Source organism: Ottowia flava (assembly GCF_008017535.1).
Classification (GTDB): domain Bacteria; phylum Pseudomonadota; class Gammaproteobacteria; order Burkholderiales; family Burkholderiaceae_C; genus Ottowia; species Ottowia flava.
Window position 1 is genome coordinate 1 of sequence record NZ_VRUA01000010.1, and the last position, 17,646, is coordinate 17,646.

The following is a 17,646-nucleotide window of genomic DNA, read 5'->3' on the forward strand; positions in this document are numbered from 1 at the left end:
CATGGTCCACGTGACCAATGGTGCCCACGTTCACGTGCGGCTTCTTACGCTCAAATTTCTCTTTTGCCATTTCTTCGACTCCGAAAAAAATTGACTCAACAACGTTGCGTGATAGCCTGCACTGCGCGGCACGCGACCACTTTGAATGGTGCCCTTGGTGGGAATCGGACCCACGACCTCTCCCTTACCAAGGGAGTGCTCTACCACTGAGCCACAAGGGCGCAAACTTTTTTGCGTCGCACCGACGGGGACGGCCGACTTTGGAGCGGGAGACGGGAATCGAACCCGCGTCATTAGCTTGGAAGGCTAAGGTTCTACCATTGAACTACTCCCGCCTGAAGCACCAAGGATGGCGCCTTGCTGGAGCTTGTTCCCGGCCACAACCGGAACCGCCAATCCTTATCGCTCGCCTGTCAGCCGCGCCTTACGGCGTGGTGTCTGCTGGTGGAGAGGGCTGGATTCGAACCAGCGTACTCGTAAGAGGGCAGATTTACAGTCTGCTGCCATTAACCACTCGGCCACCTCTCCGGCAGAGAACCATGGATTATGCCACTGTTTGATTTCGCTCGGCAAGCATCTCCACTTGGCAATCGCTTTTTTCGCCGAGCCATCCGATCAGGGGATGGCCGCCGGCCTTCAAAGACGCGTTGGCAGCGCTGAAATGCCGGCCACCGCGGAAGGGCGCGGACGGCCGCTGCGCAGACAGCGGGGAGCGATGGTTGGTGCGCGCAGCACAGGCGCCGCCCGGCGCCCACGTGGTTTTCCGAATCAAATCCACCTTTTGCCCCACGCCCATTCACGCATACAGCTTCTCATTTGATAGCAATTGCCATTGCATCGAGCGCTGCCAACCGGCGCCGTCAGGCAAACAACTGCGCCAGCGCCTCGCCTGGCTCGTCGGCACGCATGAAGGCTTCACCGATCAGGAAGGCGTTGACCCCCGCTTCGCGCAAGCGCTGCACGTCGGCGCGCGTGGCGATGCCGCTTTCGGTGACGAGCAGCCGGTCGGCCGGCACGTCCGTCAAAAGGCCCAGCGTGGTGTCCAGGCTCACCTCAAAGTTGCGCAGGTTGCGGTTGTTGATGCCCACCAGCGGCGTCTTCAGCTTGAGCGCGCGCTGCAGTTCGTCGCCGTCGTGCACCTCGACCAGCACCGCCATGTCGAGGCTGTGCGCCACCGCTTCCAACTCGGCCATCTGCGCATCCCCAAGGCAGGCGGCAATCAACAGGATGCAGTCGGCGCCGATCGCGCGCGCTTCGTACACCTGGTAGGCGTCGACCATGAAATCCTTGCGCAGCACGGGCAATTCGCAACTGGCGCGCGCCTGTTTGAGGTAGTCGATGCTGCCCTGAAAGAACTGCTTGTCGGTCAGCACCGACAGGCAGGCCGCGCTCACCTGGCCGCCGCTGTCGCGGTTGCCCACGGCGTAACTCTGGGCGATGTCGGCGGGCACGAAATCGGGCCGGATCACGCCCTTGCTCGGGCTGGCCTTCTTGATCTCGGCGATCACCGCCGCCTGCCCTGCGGCGATCTTGGCGCGCAGCGCGCCGACGAAATCGCGCGTGAGCACGCGGCTTTCGGCGTCTTCGCGCATGGCGGCGAGCGACTTCTTCTTCAGACCTGCAGCCACTTCCTCGCGCTTGACAGCGACAATCTTGTCCAGGATATCACTCATCTTTTGATAGCTCCTTGCGCCCGTCTGGCGCCGGATTCTTGAGAATCTTCACAAAAACGCGGTGCATCACCAGCCCCGCCACAACAAACAGCGCCGAGATGCCCAGCGCGATCCAGGTGCCTTCGTCCTGCCACATGGCCTGCTGCTGCCCCGCCCTCAGGCGGCGGTTTGCGCCTGGCTGAAAGCCACCACCTGGGCCAGCTTGGCCTTGGCCGCGCCCGATTCCACGGCCGCGCGGGCGCGCGCAATGCCGTCGGCAATGGTGCCCGCCACGCCCGACGCGTACAGCGTGGCGCCCGCGTTCAGCAGCACGATGTCCTTGGCTGCGCCGGCCGTGTCGTCCAGCACGCCGCGCAGCATGTCCACCGATTCCTCCGGCGACGCCACCTTGATGCTGCGGTTGCTCTGCATCTGCATGCCGAAGTCCTCGGGGTGGATTTCGTACTCGCGCACCTCGCCGTTCTTCAGCTCGCCGACCAGCGTGGCCGCGCCCAGGCTCACCTCGTCCATGCCGTCGCGGCCGTAGACGACCACGGCGTGCTCGGCGCCCAGGCGCTGCAGCGCGCGCACCTGAATGCCGACCAGATCGGGGTGGAACACGCCCATGAGGATGTTCGGCGCGCCGGCCGGGTTGGTCAGCGGCCCCAGGATGTTGAAGATCGTCTTGACGCCCATTTCGCGCCGGATCGGCGCCACGTTCTTCATCGCCGGGTGGTGGTTGGGCGCGAACATGAAGCCCACGCCCGTCTCGGCCACGCAGCGCGCGATCTGCTCGGGGTTGAGGTGGATGTTGATGCCCAGTGCCTCCATCACGTCGGCACTGCCCGACTTGCTGGACACGCCGCGCCCGCCGTGCTTGGCCACCTTCGCGCCCGCTGCGGCCGCGACGAACATCGAGCACGTGCTGATGTTGAAGGTGTGCGAGCCGTCGCCGCCCGTGCCCACCACGTCGACCAGGTGCGTCGGGTCGGCCACGTGCACCTTGGTCGACAGCTCGCGCATGACCTGCGCGGCGGCGGTGATCTCGCCAATCGTTTCCTTCTTCACGCGCAGGCCGGTGATGATGGCCGCCACCATCAGCGGCGAGATCTCGCCCGTCATGATGAGCCGCATCAGGTGCAGCATCTCGTCGTGGAAGATCTCGCGGTGTTCGATGGTGCGCTGCAGCGCTTCTTGCGGAGTGATGGACACGGTGGTTTTTCCTGTGAGAGTCAACGTCGAATTTTCCCGATGCGTCGGCGCGGCGCTTCAGCGCCCGCCGGGCGCTTGCGTCAGCGCCAGCTTGACGCCAAAAACAATGAACAAACTGCCGGCTGCGCCGTCCAGCCAACGCATGGCGCGCTGAAGCATGCCGGCGCGGCGCGCCGCCCAAGCCGCCGCCAGTGCCCAGGCCACGCACACCAGCAAGCCATTGAAGGTGAACAGCAGCCCCAGCGCCAGAAACACCCAGCCCGGCTGAGCCGTGCCCGGCGCAATGAACTGCGGCACGAAGGCCAGAAAGAACAGTGCGACCTTCGGCTTGAGCACATTGGTCAGAAAGCCACGGCGGAAGATGTTGCCCACAGGCAATTTCAAGCCATTTTGGCCTGCAGCACCCGCCAATTGGGCGCGTCCAGCTATGGATTTCGGAGTCGCCAGGCCCTGCCCGCCCAGCGCATTCGCCTCGGGCGCCGGGTGGCGGAGCGCGCCGCGCAGCATCTGCACCCCCACCCACACCAGGTAGATCGCACCCATCCACTTCAGCACCGCAAACGCCGTCTGACTGGCCGCGAGCAGGGCCGACACGCCCAAAGCCGCCGCCGCCACATGCACCAGACACCCCGCCGCAATGCCGCTCGCCGCCGCCACGCCCGCGCGCGCACCGGCGCGCACCGCGTTGGCGACGATGAACATCACATCCGGCCCCGGTGTGAGATTGAGCACGACGCCCGCGGCGATGAAGAGCAGGAGGTGGTGAAAGTCTGGCATGGCAGCCTTGCCGTGATCAGTAAGGGCCCGCTGCGGCAGCAGCCCGCGCAGGCCCGTCGGCACCCGCAGCGAAGAACGCCCGCGCAGCCGCCACGGCACGGTCAACACCGTCCGCGTCCACATCCAGGTGCGTGACAAAGCGCAGGCCGATCAGCCCCGTGGCCAGCACACCGTGGGCCTTGAGGTGGTCCAGCAGGGCCGGGCCGCGACCGTCTGACACGTCGACGAAGACGATGTTGGTTTCGGCCGAACGCACCGTCAGGCCAGGGATGGCGCGCAGACCATCCGCCAAGCGCTGGGCGTTGGCGTGGTCATCGGCCAGGCGCTCGACATGGTGGTCCAGCGCGTGCAGCGCGCAAGCGGCCAGCAGGCCGGCCTGGCGCAGGCCGCCGCCCGCCATCTTGCGGATGCGCAGCGCGCGGGCGATCAGCTCTTTCGACCCACACAGGGCTGAGCCCACGGGCGCGCCCAGGCCCTTGCTGAAGCAGACCGACAGGCTGTCGAAGAGGTCCGCGATCTCGCGCAGGCGCGCCGCCGTGGCCTGCCCGGGCTGGCGGCTGGCGATGGCGGCGTTGAAGACGCGCGCGCCGTCCAGGTGCACCGCCATGCCGTGCTGGCGTGCCAACGCCGCCGCATCGCGCAAATACGCGTCGGGCATGACGTGGCCGTTCCAGGTGTTTTCCAGGCACAGCAGGCGCGTGCGCGCGAAGTGCGGGTCGTCCGGCTTGATGGCGGCGGCGATGTCGGCCAGCGCCATGCGGCCTTGCGCGTCCTGCGGCAGCGGCTGCGGCTGCACGCTGCCAAACACGGCCGCGCCACCGCCTTCGTAGCGGTAGGTGTGCGCCAGCTGACCAACGATGTATTCGTCACCCCGCCCGCAGTGCGCCAGGATGCCGCACAGGTTGCTTTGCGTGCCCGACGGCATGAACAGCGCCGCCTCTTTGCCCGTCAATTCGGCGATGCGCGCCTGCAGCGCATTCACCGTCGGGTCATCGGCAAACACATCGTCGCCCAGCGGCGCGGCCATCATGGCGGCGCGCATGGCGGGCGTGGGTTGGGTGACGGTGTCGCTGCGCAGGTCGACCACGGAAGCATGGGTCATCGGCATCTCTCCTGAAACAGGGCCGCGCGCTCAGCGCAAAAAGTTCGCCAGCATCGCATGCCCATGCTCGGTCAGGATGCTCTCCGGGTGGAACTGCATGCCCTCGATGCGCACGTCATGGGCGTAGCCCGTATGGCGCACCCCCTGGATCTCGCCGTCTTCGCTGGTGGCGGTGACGGCCAGCTCCTTCGGGCAGGTGGCGCGGTCGATGACCAGCGAGTGGTAGCGGTTGACGGTGAACTGCTTCGGCAAGTCTACAAACACGCCTTGCTGGTCGGTGCTGATGACGCTGGTCTTGCCGTGCATTTGCTGCTGGGCGCGGACGATGTCACCGCCGAAGGCCGCGCCGATGGCCTGGTGGCCCAGGCACACGCCGAGGATCGGTAGCTTGCCCGCGAAGTGGCGGATGGCGGCGACGGACACGCCGGCTTCGCCCGGCGAGCACGGGCCGGGGCTGATGCACAGGCGGTCGAACTCGCCGCGCTCGAAGCGCTCGGCCAACTGTTCCAGCGTGACTTCGTCGTTGCGCAGCACGGTGACTTGCGCGCCCAGCTCGCCGAAGTATTGGACGATGTTGAAGGTGAAGCTGTCGTAGTTGTCGACCATCAGCACGCGCACGCCGGGGGGCACGCGGGCGCGCAGCGCGGCAATCATCGCTTCATGTTCGATAGCACCCTGCGCAGGCTGCTCTAAGACCACAGGGTGATTTGGCTTGGAATGCGGGGTGTTCATGGCGCGGCTCACTCCAGGCCTTCCTCGACCAGCTCGCTGGCGCGCAGGATGGCGCGCGCCTTGTGCTCGGTCTCTTTCCATTCCAGCTCGGGCACGCTGTCGGCGACGACGCCCGCGGCGGCCTGCACGTACAGCTGCTGGTCCTTGACGATGGCGGTGCGAATCGCAATCGCCACATCCATGTCGCCGGCGTAGCTCAAGTAGCCGCAGGCGCCGCCGTAGATGCCGCGCTTGGTCGGCTCCAGCTGGTCGATCAGCTCCATGGCGTGGACCTTGGGGGCGCCCGTGAGCGTGCCCGCGGGGAAGGTCGCCTTGAGCACGTCCATGTTGGTCATGCCGTCGTTCAAGATGCCTTCGACGTTGCTGACGATGTGCATCACGTGGCTGTAGCGTTCCACGGCAAAGGCTTCGGTCACCTTCACGCTGCCGGTCTTGGCGATGCGGCCGATGTCGTTGCGCGCCAGGTCGATCAGCATGACGTGCTCGGCGCGCTCCTTCGGGTCGTTGACCAGTTCCACCTCGGTCGCTTTGTCCTGCTCGGGCGTGGCACCGCGGGGGCGCGTGCCGGCCAATGGGCGGATGGTGATCTTCTGACCTTCGGGCGTGTGCTCTTGCCGCACCAGGATTTCCGGGCTGGCGCTGACCACCTGGAAGTCGCCGAAGTCGTAGTAAATCATGTACGGCGACGGGTTGAGCGAGCGCAGCGCGCGGTACAGGCTGAGCGGCGATTCGGTGTAGCGCTTCTTGATGCGCTGGCCGACCTGCACCTGCATGAAGTCGCCCGCGGCGATCAGCTCCTTGGCGTGTTCCACCGCCTTCAGGTAATCGGCCTTGGCAAACTCGCGCTCGGCCGGGAAGTTTTGCGTGGCTTTCACCTGCGGCACGCTGACCGAATAGCGCAGCTGCTCTCGCAGCGTCTTCAGGCGCTTCTTGGCCTTTGTGTAGGCCTCGGGCTGGCCCGGGTCGGCGTAGACGATCAAATACAGCTTGCCCGACAGGTTGTCGATGACGGCGACTTCCTCGCAGTGCATCAGCAGGATGTCGGGCAGGCCGATCGGGTCGGGCGGGCAGGTGCTCTCGAGCTTCTTCTCGATGTGGCGCACCGTGTCGTAACCGAAATAACCCGCCAGGCCGCCGCAAAAGCGCGGCAGCCCGGGCAGCAGCGCGACCTTGAAGCGCGCCTGGTACGACTCGATGAAGTCCAGCGGGTTGCCCGGCGCGGTCTCGACCACCTGGCCGTCGGTCACCACTTCGGTCTTGGCCTCGGCGCCGAAGCCGGTGGCGCGCAGCACCGTGCGCGCCGGCAAGCCGATGAAGCTGTAGCGGCCGAAGCGTTCACCGCCAATCACGGATTCGAGCAGAAAACTGTAGCGGCCACCGCCCGCCCCGCCTGCGTTGGCGGCCAGTTTGAGGTAAAGACTGAGCGGCGTTTCGAGGTCGGCGAACGCCTCGGTCATCAAGGGGATTCGGTTGTAGCCCTGGGCAACCAGGCTTTTGAATTCAAGTTCGGTGATCACGGGAATCGAGCCTCCAAGCTCTGGGCCGCGGGCGCGTTGTGGGCTGAGCCTTCAAGTCAGCGGCGCGGCGGCGGCCATGTGTCTTTCAATCTGGCACCCGTAGGGTGCCCCAGGTGCGCCCCTTGCGGACGCGGGTCACAAGTCAACGTGCAGGCTTACGCCAGGGCCACGCCCCCTGGGTGCCTTGGGCGCCCAGCGGTGAAATGACATTGTGGAAAGAACACATGGCGGGCAGTGTAGCAAAGCCGCGTTCCCGCCGCGTGACGGCGCCTCGCGCGGGCTTGTCCCACACGGGCTTGCGTCGCCGGACACTGGTGCGGCCGGCCGAGCGACGGTGCAATGGGCAGTCGCCTCTCCACCCTTTTCAACGCTTTCAACGGACGACGACATGCTGATTCGGATCGGGTATGACATTGCTCTGGCCTTGCAAGGCCCCACCAGCGTGCTGGGCGCGCTACACGTGCACCCCTCGCAAGCGGGCGCGCTGCAGGCGCCGGAGCAGATCAGCGTGGAGCCCGCGCTGCCCTGGACCACCTACCAGGACGGTTTCGACAACACCATCACCCGCATCGACCTGCCGCCCGGCACCAACCGGCTGCGCCTGCAGAACAGCGCCATCGTTACCACCTCCGACGCGCCGGACCCGGTGCCAGTCGACGCCCGCCAGCACGCGCTGCACGAGTTGCCGTCGGAGATGTTTCGCTTTTTGCTGCCCAGCCGCTACTGCGAGGTCGACAGCGAGCTGATGGCCTTCGCGTGGAACCAGTTCGCCAGCGCGCCCGAGGGCTGGGCCCGCGTGCAGGCGATCTGCGACTACGTGCACGGCCACCTGCAGTTCGACTACATGCAGGCGCGCGCCAACCGCACGGCGCTGCAGGGCTGGCTGGAAGGCGTGGGCGTGTGCCGCGACTTCGCGCACCTAGCGGTCACGCTTTGCCGCTGCATGAACATCCCGGCGCGCTATGTCACCGGCTACCTGGGCGACATCGGCGTGCCGCCCGTGCCCTACCCGATGGATTTCTCGGCCTGGTTCGAAGCCTACCTGGGCGGACAGTGGCACACCTTCGACGCGCGCCACAACGTGCCGCGCATCGGCCGCGTGGTGATGGCGCGCGGGCGCGATGCCGCCGACGTGGCGATCGCCACCGTGTTCGGCTGGCAGCAACTGGAGAATTTCACGGTGGTGACGGACGAGTTGCCACCTGCATGACCATGCTGAAGGGCAGCCAATAGCCCTCAATTTATGGGGCAGTAGCTGCACCTCCCGGGGGAATAAGTCCGTCCACTTGGTGTTAACACCGATGCGGGGCGATGGCGTTCTGTCCGATCATCAAACGAACGACCGTTCTTTTTTGATTGGCGCCATGACACACATCACTGCGGCCTCTCCGTCTCGGCGCCAGGTTCTGGCTGCCGCCCTGTGCCTGTCAGGCGCGTTGCTGGCAACCCCGGCACGGGCGCTGGAAGTGGCCGGCACGCCGGTACCGGAAAGCGTCACCGTCGCGGGCAAGCCGCTGGTGCTGAACGGCGCTGGCGTGCGCTACAAGGCGATGTTCAAGGTCTATGTCGCCGCGCTCTACGTGCCACAAAAAACGTCGTCGGTCGCCGAGGCCTGGTCTACCGACACCCCCAAGCGCCTGCGCCTGGTGATGCTGCGCGACATCGACTCGACAGAGCTCGGCAACATGTTCGCGCGCGGTATGGAAGAGAACGCCGAGCGCGGCAGCATGGTCAAGCTGCTGCCCGGCATCATGCGCATGAGCCAGATCTTCACCGACTACAAGCGCATGGTGCCCGGCAACAGCATTCAGATGGACTGGGTGCCCGGCACAGGCTGCGTGCTGACGGTGAACGGCAAGCTCGAAGGCGAGCCCTTCCGCGAGCCCGAATTCTTCCGCGGCCTGCTGAGCATCTGGTTGGGCCAGAAACCGGCCGACTGGAAGCTCAAGGACGCGCTGCTGGGCAAAGAGGGCTGAACGCCCGGCGGTCGCTGGCCGCGGCGATGAAGTCACGCAGATCGCTCTGTTTTCAGTAGCATCCTGCGCACACCTCTGCTGGGCTGGCACTTGATTTCCCCTGCACTTGGCCAATCACGACTGTATCGCCCACCCGGCCCAAGCCCACTGTGCATCACGGCGTGGTGCTGCCGCGATCGCGCAGGCGCCTTTTACTTCTTTTTTGATAGCTGCCTGCGCAGACCTGTACAGGGCCAGCAGCCTATTTCGTCTGAAATAGGTCGTCAAGGTATTGCACGCACCTTCAGTCGGCCGAGCCCGGCTCCGCCAGGTAGAACCATTCCTGGCCCACGTCCGCGTCGGGGTGCGGGAACAGCACGCAGCCCGCCTGCTGCGCCACCACCGGCGTGCCGTCGGCGCGCTCGGCGATCACGTCGCCGGGCTCCACCCGGTCGAAGCTGTGCCAGTCCTGCAACAGCCGGTCGCCCGGCGCTTCACGCAGCACCACCTCCTTGAGCCGCGCCGCTTTTCCGCTGAAGCGCGGCGGCACTGGCACGTCGGCCAAGCCCAGGTGCGCCAGCGCGCCGTAGATCGCGCGTTCGGCCACTTCCACCGCCTCGGGGTCGTCGTGCAGGCCGCTTTCCAGCGTGACGGCGTAGCCGCCCTGGCTGCGCATGTACTCGTTGGTGCCGATGCCTTCGTCGTCCGGCGTCTCGCCGCGCGCGCGGGCGGCACGGTCGTAGATGTCCAGCCAGCCTTCGACCACCTGCTGCGCGCCCAGAGCGCGCGCCAACGCCATTTCCTCGGCGGCGCGGGCGAAGGGCTCGCGCGGGCCGGCGTTGTTGCGCGGACCGACCATGGCGAACGGATCACCCGGCGTGTGGAAGGAATGCAGGTCGAGCAGCGCGTCGTGCGCAGCCAGCAGCGGCGCCAGTTGGCGCGTGATGCGGTCTTCGTAGTCCTGCGGATCGTCGCGCGGGACGAAGCGGCGGTTCAGGTTGCGCTCACCCTCGCGGGTGTTCTGGCGGAAGGCGAGCGGGCTGGCGATCGGCACCAGCGTCAGGCGTCCGCGCTGCAGCACCAGGCGGCCATGCTGAAAGTCGTCGATGGCGCGCGCGATGGCGATGGCACCGCTGCGCTCGTTGCCGTGCACGGCGCCCAGCACCACCAGCGCGGGGCCGGGGTTCAGCGAGGCCCAGGTGTGCCACTGCAGCACCTCGGGCTGGGCCGCCGCGCGCGCCAGCAGATCATGTCCGGTGGTCACGGTGAGGGTCTCCTTGGATCGATCACCCGATGCTACTGTGTCGGTGTTGCGGTGGCCGCGCGCAGGGCCAGCGCATCGAGGCGATCGACAAAGCCGTCGGCGTCCACCGCGCGGATCGGCTCGCCGTGGTTGTAGCCGTAGGTCACCAGCACCACCGGGCAACCAGCGGCGCGCGCCGCGGCGGCGTCGTTGCTGGAATCGCCCACCATCAGCGTCTGTGCCGGCGCCGAACGCAGGGCACGGCAGGTTTCGATCAGCGGCAGCGGGTCGGGCTTCTTGCGCGCGAAGCTGTCACCGCCGAAGACGTGGTCAAAGTACCCTTCCAGCCCCTTGGCGGCCAGCAGGGGGCGGGCAAAGGCGATCGGCTTGTTGGTCAGGCAGGCCAGCCGCAGGCCTTGCGCGCGCAAGGCCTTCAAGCCGGCTTCGGCGCCGGAGTAGGCGGTGCTGCATTGGCCGTTGATGCGCAGGTACTCCGCTTGGTAGTAGCGCCAGGCCTGTTCGGTCAAGGCCTCTTGCGCGGCAGGGTCTTGCTGCGCACCCGCTGGCGCGGTCAGCGCGAGCACCGAACGGATGAGGTGCTCGGAGCCCTTGCCCACCAGCCGCTCAATCTGCGCGCGGCTCAAGGGATGGCGGCCGATGGCGGTCAGCATGGCGGCCAGCGCCGCCTCGAAATCGCCCAAGGTATCGACGAGCGTGCCGTCGAGATCCACCATGCAGGCAATAACAGGCTGTGCTAGTGTCAGGTGTGACATTGATCAATTCCCAGAGGAGATTCCGATGAGCATTTTTCGCAATACGCTGCGCATGGTGTTGGCCGCAGGCACGCTCGGCGTCGGCATGATGGTCGCCAGCACGGGCGCGTCGGCGCAAACCGCCGCGCCCGCCAAGGGCGGTGACAAGGTGGTGTACCACATCGACAACTCCGACGCCCAGGCGACCAAGGGCCTGCGCAACATCCGCAACCACCTGGACGTGGCGCCCGACACCAAGATCATTGTGGTCACGCACGCCGACGGCGTGAAGTTCCTGATGGAAGGCGCCAAGGACGCGAAGAACCGCGACATCGACTACGCCGCGCTGGTCAGCGCCCTGAAGGCACGCGGCGTGCGCTTTGAGGTGTGCGAGATCACGATGCGCAACAACAACCTCAAGAAAGAGCAGTTCATCATGGACGCCGACTTCACGCCCTCCGGCGTGGCGCGCATCGCCCAGCTGCAGTCGCGCGAAGGTTACGCGTACATCAAGCCCTGAATCGGGCGCCAGCGCTACACCCACCTGCGCGGCCAGCTCCTGATTTGATAGTCTTCGGCGCTGCCAACCGCAGCGCCGTTTTCTTGGGTGCGCGGCGCGCCTTCACCCTGCTTACAGCCCCTTACAGCGCCTGACCGGGCGCGCCAGGGGCGCCGTGTAGACTCGCCGGCTTTGCATTCGGGCGGGCATGACGACGGCGACGCGGCGCACAGGCTTTACCGACGCGGCGCTCGTGCGCCTGCTGGCGTCCTGGGGCGTGCAGCCGGCCGACGGCCCGCCATCGGACTTCCACGACCAGCTGAGCGGCTGGTTGCGCTGGACCGACGCCCAACCCCTGTTCGCCGCGCTGCAAGAGCCGCTTACCGTTGCGCCACTGTCGGACGACGAAGACGCGAGCGCGGACAGCGCCGAAGCCGACAGCCAGGCCGTGCACGCCCTGCTGACCCGCACGCTGACCGAGGACGCGCCCTGGCGCGAGGCCGCCGCGCCGCGCCGGCGCAGCGCCACGTCGGGCTGGATCGCCACCTCCGCCCCCGCGCCGACCGAGATGGCGTTCGACTTCCCCACCTACCGCCGGCACGTCGTGGCCCAGCAGCAAAGCATGGAAGACCGCATCGCCCCGCTGCGCGCGCGCCTGCGCCGGGCGCTGGAGTTGCGCTCGCCCGCGCATGCGCGCATGGCCGCGCTGGACGCCGTGATGGAACGCATGCTGGGCGCGCCCGAAAGCCGCCTGCTCGACGCCCTGCCCGGCCTGCTGGACAAGCGCTTTGCCCAGCTGCGCGCCGCGGCCGCTGACGACGCGCCCACCACCTCTTCTTGGCAGGCCGGCTTTCAGCACGACCTGGAAGCCGCCTTGCACGCTGAGCTGGACCTGCGCTGGCACCCGATCCGCGCCCTGCTTGCCGCCCTGCACACCCCGGACCACGCCAACGCCGTGGCCTGAACTGAATGGTTGCCCCGTCATGAACCGCTTGTCATCCTTTGCCACCTTCGCCCTGCCCGTGCTGGCCGGCCTTGCCGCCGTGGTGTGGGTCGGCGCCGGCTACGGGTCCGCCTACCCGCTGGCGCTGGCCGTCACCGCGGTCATCGGCGCGTTCTTCATCGTTGGCGTGGCCGAGCTGTGGCGTTACCGCCAGGGCACGCACAGCCTGGCTCAGGCCATGGACGGGCTGCAGACGCCGCCCACCCGCCTGGCCGACTGGCTGGGCACGCTGCACCCGGCGCTGCGCCAGGCCGTGCGCGGGCGGGTCGAAGGCCAGCGCGCCGCGCTGCCGGCGCCGGCGCTGACGCCGTACCTGGCCGGTCTGCTGGTGCTGCTGGGCATGTTGGGCACGTTTGCCGGCATGGTCGTCACCCTGCGCGGCACCGGCATGGCGCTGGAGAGCGCGACCGATCTGGCCGCCGTGCGCGCGTCCCTCGCCGCGCCGGTCAAGGGCTTGGGCGTGGCCTTCGGCACCTCGCTGGCCGGCGTGGCCACCTCCGCCATGCTGGGCCTGCTGTCGGCACTGGCGCGGCGCGAAAGGCTGTTGGCCGGCCAGCAGCTGGACGCGCGCATCAGCGGACCACTGCGCGCCTTCTCGCCCGCGCACCAGCGCGACGAGGCTTTTTCGCTGATGCAGCGCCAGGCCGACGCGCTGCCGCTGCTGGCCGAGCGCCTGCAGACGCTGGCGATCCAGCTGGAGCAGCAACACGGCGCGCTGGCCGAACGCCTGCAAACCGGGCAAGAGCGCTTTCACCAACAGGCCGAGACCGCGTATGCCGGGCTCGCCAGCTCGGTCGACCGTTCGCTGCGCGACAGCCTGGCCGACAGCGCGCGCCAAGCCGGCGCCGCGCTGCAGCCCGCGGTGGAAGCCACTCTCGCCGGCCTGGCGCGCGAGGCCGGCGCGCTGCAAAGCACCGTGTCGGCGCAGGTGCAGGACCACCTCGCCGGTCTGGCGCAGCGCTTTGACGCGCACAGCGACGGCGTGGCGCGCCATTGGGACAACGCCCTGGCCGCGCAGCGCCAGTCGCACGAGGCCATGGCCACGCAGCTGGGCGGCGCGCTGGCGGCCTTCAGTGACGGCTTCGCCCAGCGCTCAGCCCAACTGGTCGGGCAGGTCACCGCGCAACTCGCCGACACCACGGGCGGCCTGACGCAGCAAGGCCACGCCCTGCTGGCCCAGCAGGCCGAGGCCGGAAACGCCCAGGCCGAGCGCCTGCAGCGCCAGCTGAGCGACGCCGCCACCCAGTTTGAACAGCACACTGCGCAGTTGCTGCAAGGCGCCCAGCAAGCCCTTGCCGAGGGCCAGACCCAAGCGGCCGAGCGCGACACGCTGCGCCTGGCCGCCTGGACCGCCGCGCTGACCGCGCACGAGAGCGCCAGCGGCGCCCACGCGCGCGACACGCAGCAGGCACTGACCCAAACGGCCGAGCGTTTCGAGCAGCAGATCGGCGTGCTGCACGAGGGCGTGGCCCAAGCCCATGCGACGCTGCAAGCCCAGGCGGCCGAACGCGACGCACAGCAACTGGCGGCCTGGACAGCGCAGCTGGCGCAGCACACGCAGGTCAGCGAAGACGTGGCCACGCGCACGCAGGCCGCATTGGCCGATAGCGCCGCGCGCTTTGCCGAGCAGGCCGAGTTGATGAACCATAACGCCAACCAGCGCTACAACCACCTGAGCAAGCAGCTATCGGAACAAGAGCAAAGCCGCCTCGCCGTCTGGCAGCAAACGCTGACCGACACCGCCGCGCAGCTGCATCAACAGTGGCAGCAGACCGGCGCCGAAGGCACGCGCCAGCAGCAGGCCATCCTGGCCGCGCTGGCCCACACCACGCAGACCATGGCCGCGCAATCGGCCAGCCAGGCACAGGGCACGGTGGCCGAGATCGGCCGCCTGCTGGACGCCGCCGCCGCCGCACCGCGCGCTGCCGCCGAAGTGATTGGCGAGTTGCGCGACAAGCTCACCGACAGCATGGCGCGCGACAACGCCATGCTGGAAGAGCGCGCGCGCGTGATGCAGACGCTGGGAACGCTGCTGGACGCGGTCAACCACGCGTCGACCGAGCAGCGCCAGGCCATCGACCAGCTGGTCGGCGGCTCGGCAGAGGTGCTGGAGCGCACCGCCCAACGCTTTGCCGAACGCCTGGAAACCGACAGCGGCCGTCTGGCCGAAGCCGCGGCGCAGATCGGCGCCGGCGCCACCGAAATCGCCAGCCTGGGCGACGCCTTCGGCCAGGCCGTGCAGGCCTTTGGCGAATCGAACGCGCAGCTGACGCAGCACCTGCAGCAGCTGGACGCCACGCTGGCGCAGTCGATCGCGCGCAGCGACGAGCAGCTGGCCTACTACGTGGCGCAGGCGCGCGAGGTGATCGACCTCAGCCTGTCGTCGCAGCAGCAGATCGTGGGCGACCTGCAGCGCCTGGCGCGCGAGCGCGCGGCCGAAGGCACGGCGGCATGAGCCCCCGCTCGGCCGCTCCGAAGGGGGCTCGCACCGCAGGCGAAGCCGAAGGTACGCCAGTGAGCGGCGTACGCGAGGTGACACGATGACCACGCTGGACGACGTCGACGCAGCCGAAGCCGCGCTGCCGGTCTGGACCGCCTTTGGCGACCTGATGGCCGGGCTGCTGGGCGCCTTCGTGCTGATCCTGGTCTGCACGCTGGGCCTGCAGTTTGAGCTGACCGCGCGCCTGCAGGACGAGATCCAGCAGCGCGCCGCCCAGACGCAGCGCCTGCAAACGCTGGAGCAAGCCCTGGCCGGCCCGCTGGCCGCCGGGCGCGTGACGCTGCACAACGGCCGCATCGGCATCAACGGCAACGTGCTGTTTGAGCTGTCGTCGGCCGAGCTGCAACCCGAAGGCCGCGCGCTGCTGACAAGCCTGGCCGCGCCGCTGACCAGCTACCTGAAGACGCGGCAAGAAATCCTGATGGTCAGCGGCTTCACCGACGACCGCCAGGTGCGCGGCGGCAGCAAGGCCTTTGCCGACAACTGGGAGCTGTCGGCCCAGCGTGCGCTGACGGTGACGCGCACCCTGATCGAAGAAGGCGTCCCGCCAGCCGCGGTGTTTGCCGCGGCCTTTGGCTCGCAGCAGGCCGTGGCCTCCAACGCCGACGCCGAAGGGCGGGCCAAAAACCGCCGCGTCGAAATCGCGCCGATGCCGCGCCAGCCCGCGGCCGATGGCGCCAGCCCGGCCAACGCCCAGGCACCCTCACAGCCTGACACGAGCGCCCACGTCGCGCCGGAGGCACCGCGTGGGTGATCCTGTGGCTCCGGTGACGGACGATGGCGCCGACATGGCGCCCCAGCCCACGCCGCTGAGAGCTGCCCTAGACGCTGCGCGCGCGGCCGGGGGCCCATCCGCCGATCCCGCGCGCTGGCAACGCATCGAAGCGCTAGCGCGCCGCGCTGAGGCGCACCATGGCGCCATGCGGCAGCTGCTGGATGCGCGTCTGCAGGCCTTGCTGGCCGGGGCCAAGCCGCCTGTTGACGCTGGTGGCGAAGCGGCTGTCAACGCGGCGCTGCCTGCGTCACCAGTGCAGACGCTGCGCGCGCTGCGCGCTCACCTGGAGCCGGTCCGGCCCGATGCGGCCGAAGCCAGCGCCGCACCGCGCGACCTGAAGGTCGTGCAAACCCACCGCGCTGCCTGGACCCAGCTGCGCGCCGAGCAGCGCGTGGCCCAGTCGCAGACCGCGCTGCCGGACCAGGCCGGCCCGCTGAATTCACAACTGCTGCTGCACCGCGCGCTGACGCTGATGCGCGAGACTGCGCCCGGCTACCTGCAGCACTTCATGGGCCAGGCCGAGGCGCTGATGTGGTTGGAGCGCGCGCTGGCGGCGCCCCCGCCCGCCGCCAAATCGGCGCCGCGCGGCAAGCCGGTCAAGGCGCCGGCAAGCTCGGCAAGGGGCCGCCCAACGGGCAAGACGGCGGGGCGCGCAGCACGCGGTTGAGGCCGTGCTGCGGCGTGGGCGGAGGCGTGGGTGCGCCGCCCCTTCGCCCACCCCAATTTCAAGACAAATCGGGCTACGGCGCTAGTGCCACCTGCGCGGCCAGCTCCTATTTTTGTAGTTGCTTGCGCATGTCGGCGATGACCGCGGCGTAGTCCTTTTGGCCGAAGATCGCGCTGCCGGCGACGAAGGTGTCGGCGCCCGCGTCGGCCACCTGGCGGATGTTGCTGGCCTTGATGCCGCCGTCCACTTCCAGGCGGATATCGCGCCCGCTGGCGTTGATGCGGCGGCGCGCGTCTTCGATCTTGCGCAGCGCGCTGTCGATGAAGGACTGGCCGCCGAAGCCGGGGTTCACGCTCATGATCAGGATCAGGTCGATGTCGTCGATCAGCCAGTCCAGCACGTCGAGCGGCGCCGCGGGGTTGAACACCAGGCCCGGCTGGCAGCCGGCCGCGCGGATCGCCTGCACGCTGCGGTGCGCGTGCGGCGTGGCGTCGGGGTGGAAGCTGATGGTGTTGGCGCCGGCTTGGGCAAAGGCCTGGGCCAGCGCGTCGACGGGCTGCACCATCATGTGCACGTCCATCGGCACCGGCGTGCCGTCGGCGCGCACGGCGTGCGGCTTGATGGCTTCACAGATCATGGGGCCGAAGGTCAGGTTGGGCACGTAATGGTTGTCCATCACGTCGAAATGGATCCAGTCGGCGCCGGCGGCAATGACGTCGCGCACTTCCTCGCCCAGGCGGGCGAAGTCGGCCGACAGGATGGACGGGGCGATGCGGTAGGTGGTGCTCATGGGCCGCGATTGTCGCGCAGCGGCCCCAGCAGCCGCGTCAGGTCGCCCGTTTACCATTGGCGACATGGCCAAATACCAGTTTCAGGTGGAAGTCGAGCCCCAGTTCCTGCCCGATCAGTCGCAGCCAGAGCAGGAGCAGTACGGCTTTGCCTACACCATCACCGTGCACAACACGGGCGACACGGCGGCGCAGCTGATCTCGCGCCACTGGGTCATCACCGACGCGCGCGGGCATGTGGAAGAGGTCAAAGGCTTGGGCGTGGTCGGCCAGCAGCCGCTGCTGCAGCCGGGCGAGGCCTTCCAGTACACCAGCGCCTGCCGCCTGCGCACGCCCAGTGGCACCATGCACGGCACCTACTTCTGCGTGGCCGAAGATGGCGAGCGCTTTGACGCCGATATCCCCATGTTCGTGCTGGACGCCCATGGCGAGGGCGCTGGCACGGCGCGGGTGCTGCACTGAGCGCGCGCCC

Annotated in this window: 18 protein-coding genes, 3 tRNA genes and 1 pseudogene; 8 read left to right on the plus strand and 14 right to left on the minus strand. The window is 68.2% G+C overall.

What is annotated here, in order from left to right; genetic code table 11:
• From FVQ98_RS20410 to trpE, 11 genes and pseudogenes are all read right to left on the minus strand, one after another.
• Positions 1–70, minus strand: a pseudogene (locus FVQ98_RS20410) (GTP-binding protein); the annotation flags it as partial.
• Between the two features lie 76 nt (positions 71–146).
• A tRNA-Thr gene (locus FVQ98_RS11205) sits at positions 147–221 on the minus strand.
• 40 nt (positions 222–261) lie between these two features.
• Positions 262–335: transfer RNA gene (locus FVQ98_RS11210), tRNA-Gly, on the minus strand.
• 107 nt (positions 336–442) lie between these two features.
• Positions 443–528: transfer RNA gene (locus FVQ98_RS11215), tRNA-Tyr, on the minus strand.
• 332 nt (positions 529–860) lie between these two features.
• The gene (gene trpC / locus FVQ98_RS11220) at positions 861–1,673 is read right to left on the minus strand and encodes an indole-3-glycerol phosphate synthase TrpC (protein ID WP_147913532.1); all 813 of its coding nucleotides are present in this window, start codon (positions 1,671–1,673) and stop codon (positions 861–863) included.
• Complete coding sequence (locus FVQ98_RS19680) at positions 1,666–1,809, minus strand: hypothetical protein (RefSeq protein ID WP_187265707.1); 144 nt, start codon at positions 1,807–1,809, stop codon at positions 1,666–1,668. Before FVQ98_RS19680 ends, trpC begins: the two co-directional genes overlap by 8 nt.
• 20 nt (positions 1,810–1,829) lie before the next feature.
• Positions 1,830–2,864, minus strand: coding sequence for an anthranilate phosphoribosyltransferase (trpD, locus tag FVQ98_RS11225; RefSeq protein ID WP_147913533.1), 1,035 nt, complete (start codon positions 2,862–2,864; stop codon positions 1,830–1,832).
• Positions 2,865–2,921: 57 nt separating this feature from the next.
• Positions 2,922–3,641 (minus strand): LysE family translocator, encoded by a 720-nt coding sequence (locus FVQ98_RS11230; protein ID WP_147913534.1) that lies wholly within the window; start codon positions 3,639–3,641, stop codon positions 2,922–2,924.
• A 16-nt stretch (positions 3,642–3,657) separates the two neighbouring features.
• The gene (gene ltaE, locus FVQ98_RS11235) at positions 3,658–4,743 is read right to left on the minus strand and encodes a low-specificity L-threonine aldolase (RefSeq protein ID WP_147913535.1); all 1,086 of its coding nucleotides are present in this window, start codon (positions 4,741–4,743) and stop codon (positions 3,658–3,660) included.
• 30 nt (positions 4,744–4,773) lie between these two features.
• On the minus strand, positions 4,774–5,361 hold the full coding sequence (locus FVQ98_RS11240; protein ID WP_187265711.1) for an anthranilate synthase component II: 588 nt from the start codon (positions 5,359–5,361) through the stop codon (positions 4,774–4,776).
• 122 nt (positions 5,362–5,483) lie between these two features.
• Entirely contained in the window at positions 5,484–6,992 is a 1,509-nt protein-coding gene (gene trpE / locus FVQ98_RS11245) for an anthranilate synthase component I (protein ID WP_147913536.1), read from the minus strand.
• A 388-nt stretch (positions 6,993–7,380) separates the two neighbouring features.
• Here trpE and FVQ98_RS11250 point away from each other — a divergent pair, with 388 nt between their 5' ends.
• Positions 7,381–8,202 (plus strand): transglutaminase-like domain-containing protein, encoded by an 822-nt coding sequence (locus tag FVQ98_RS11250; RefSeq protein ID WP_147913537.1) that lies wholly within the window; start codon positions 7,381–7,383, stop codon positions 8,200–8,202.
• A 154-nt stretch (positions 8,203–8,356) separates the two neighbouring features.
• Entirely contained in the window at positions 8,357–8,968 is a 612-nt protein-coding gene (locus FVQ98_RS11255; protein ID WP_147913538.1) for a chalcone isomerase family protein, read from the plus strand.
• Positions 8,969–9,251: 283 nt separating this feature from the next.
• Here the strand turns inward: FVQ98_RS11255 and FVQ98_RS11260 are convergent, their stop codons facing one another.
• Positions 9,252–10,211 carry a succinylglutamate desuccinylase/aspartoacylase family protein gene (locus FVQ98_RS11260; RefSeq protein WP_255507740.1) on the minus strand — a complete coding sequence of 320 codons (960 nt, stop codon included), beginning with the start codon at positions 10,209–10,211 and terminating at the stop codon, positions 9,252–9,254.
• Between the two features lie 32 nt (positions 10,212–10,243).
• Positions 10,244–10,924: a phosphoglycolate phosphatase gene (gene gph / locus FVQ98_RS11265; RefSeq protein WP_370512950.1), complete on the minus strand. Its 681-nt coding sequence runs from the start codon at positions 10,922–10,924 to the stop codon at positions 10,244–10,246.
• A 64-nt stretch (positions 10,925–10,988) separates the two neighbouring features.
• On the opposite strand from gph, the gene FVQ98_RS11270 reads away from it, so the two are divergent.
• The 5 genes from FVQ98_RS11270 to FVQ98_RS11290 all read left to right on the plus strand — a co-directional run bounded on the left by FVQ98_RS11270 (position 10,989) and on the right by FVQ98_RS11290 (position 16,386).
• A complete protein-coding gene (locus FVQ98_RS11270) occupies positions 10,989–11,462 on the plus strand; it encodes a DsrE family protein (RefSeq protein WP_255507741.1) in 474 nt (157 codons plus the stop codon).
• 187 nt (positions 11,463–11,649) lie between these two features.
• Positions 11,650–12,405 (plus strand): DUF3348 family protein, encoded by a 756-nt coding sequence (locus FVQ98_RS11275; RefSeq protein WP_147913540.1) that lies wholly within the window; start codon positions 11,650–11,652, stop codon positions 12,403–12,405.
• 19 nt (positions 12,406–12,424) lie between these two features.
• A complete protein-coding gene (locus FVQ98_RS11280; protein ID WP_147913541.1) occupies positions 12,425–14,899 on the plus strand; it encodes a DUF802 domain-containing protein in 2,475 nt (824 codons plus the stop codon).
• A gap of 85 nt (positions 14,900–14,984) precedes the next feature.
• Positions 14,985–15,698: an OmpA family protein gene (locus FVQ98_RS11285; RefSeq protein WP_147913542.1), complete on the plus strand. Its 714-nt coding sequence runs from the start codon at positions 14,985–14,987 to the stop codon at positions 15,696–15,698.
• Positions 15,691–16,386, plus strand: a complete 696-nt coding sequence (locus tag FVQ98_RS11290) for a DUF2894 domain-containing protein (protein WP_187265708.1) — start codon at positions 15,691–15,693, stop codon at positions 16,384–16,386. The genes FVQ98_RS11285 and FVQ98_RS11290 overlap by 8 nt, the downstream gene beginning before the upstream one ends.
• Before the next feature lie 106 nt (positions 16,387–16,492).
• Here FVQ98_RS11290 and rpe read toward each other — a convergent pair whose 3' ends face one another.
• On the minus strand, positions 16,493–17,176 hold the full coding sequence (gene rpe / locus FVQ98_RS11295) for a ribulose-phosphate 3-epimerase (protein WP_147913544.1): 684 nt from the start codon (positions 17,174–17,176) through the stop codon (positions 16,493–16,495).
• A gap of 64 nt (positions 17,177–17,240) precedes the next feature.
• Between rpe and apaG the strand changes: the two genes are divergently transcribed.
• Complete coding sequence (gene apaG / locus FVQ98_RS11300) at positions 17,241–17,636, plus strand: Co2+/Mg2+ efflux protein ApaG (RefSeq protein ID WP_147913545.1); 396 nt, start codon at positions 17,241–17,243, stop codon at positions 17,634–17,636.
• Positions 17,637–17,646: the final 10 nt, after the last annotated feature.

Excerpts from the sequence above, each read along its gene's own strand:
- trpC (WP_147913532.1), bottom strand. The coding sequence starts at position 1,673 with ATGAGTGATATCCTGGACAAGATTGTCGCTGTCAAGCGCGAGGAAGTG.
- FVQ98_RS11250 (WP_147913537.1), top strand. The coding sequence starts at position 7,381 with ATGCTGATTCGGATCGGGTATGACATTGCTCTGGCCTTGCAAGGCCCC.
- FVQ98_RS11230 (WP_147913534.1), bottom strand. The coding sequence starts at position 3,641 with ATGCCAGACTTTCACCACCTCCTGCTCTTCATCGCCGCGGGCGTCGTG.
- FVQ98_RS11280 (WP_147913541.1), top strand. The coding sequence starts at position 12,425 with ATGAACCGCTTGTCATCCTTTGCCACCTTCGCCCTGCCCGTGCTGGCC.
- apaG (WP_147913545.1), top strand. The coding sequence starts at position 17,241 with ATGGCCAAATACCAGTTTCAGGTGGAAGTCGAGCCCCAGTTCCTGCCC.
- FVQ98_RS11285 (WP_147913542.1), top strand. The coding sequence starts at position 14,985 with ATGACCACGCTGGACGACGTCGACGCAGCCGAAGCCGCGCTGCCGGTC.
- FVQ98_RS11275 (WP_147913540.1), top strand. The coding sequence starts at position 11,650 with ATGACGACGGCGACGCGGCGCACAGGCTTTACCGACGCGGCGCTCGTG.
- ltaE (WP_147913535.1), bottom strand. The coding sequence starts at position 4,743 with ATGACCCATGCTTCCGTGGTCGACCTGCGCAGCGACACCGTCACCCAA.
- rpe (WP_147913544.1), bottom strand. The coding sequence starts at position 17,176 with ATGAGCACCACCTACCGCATCGCCCCGTCCATCCTGTCGGCCGACTTC.
- FVQ98_RS19680 (WP_187265707.1), bottom strand. The coding sequence starts at position 1,809 with ATGTGGCAGGACGAAGGCACCTGGATCGCGCTGGGCATCTCGGCGCTG.
- FVQ98_RS11255 (WP_147913538.1), top strand. The coding sequence starts at position 8,357 with ATGACACACATCACTGCGGCCTCTCCGTCTCGGCGCCAGGTTCTGGCT.
- gph (WP_370512950.1), bottom strand. The coding sequence starts at position 10,924 with ATGGTGGATCTCGACGGCACGCTCGTCGATACCTTGGGCGATTTCGAG.
- FVQ98_RS11270 (WP_255507741.1), top strand. The coding sequence starts at position 10,989 with ATGAGCATTTTTCGCAATACGCTGCGCATGGTGTTGGCCGCAGGCACG.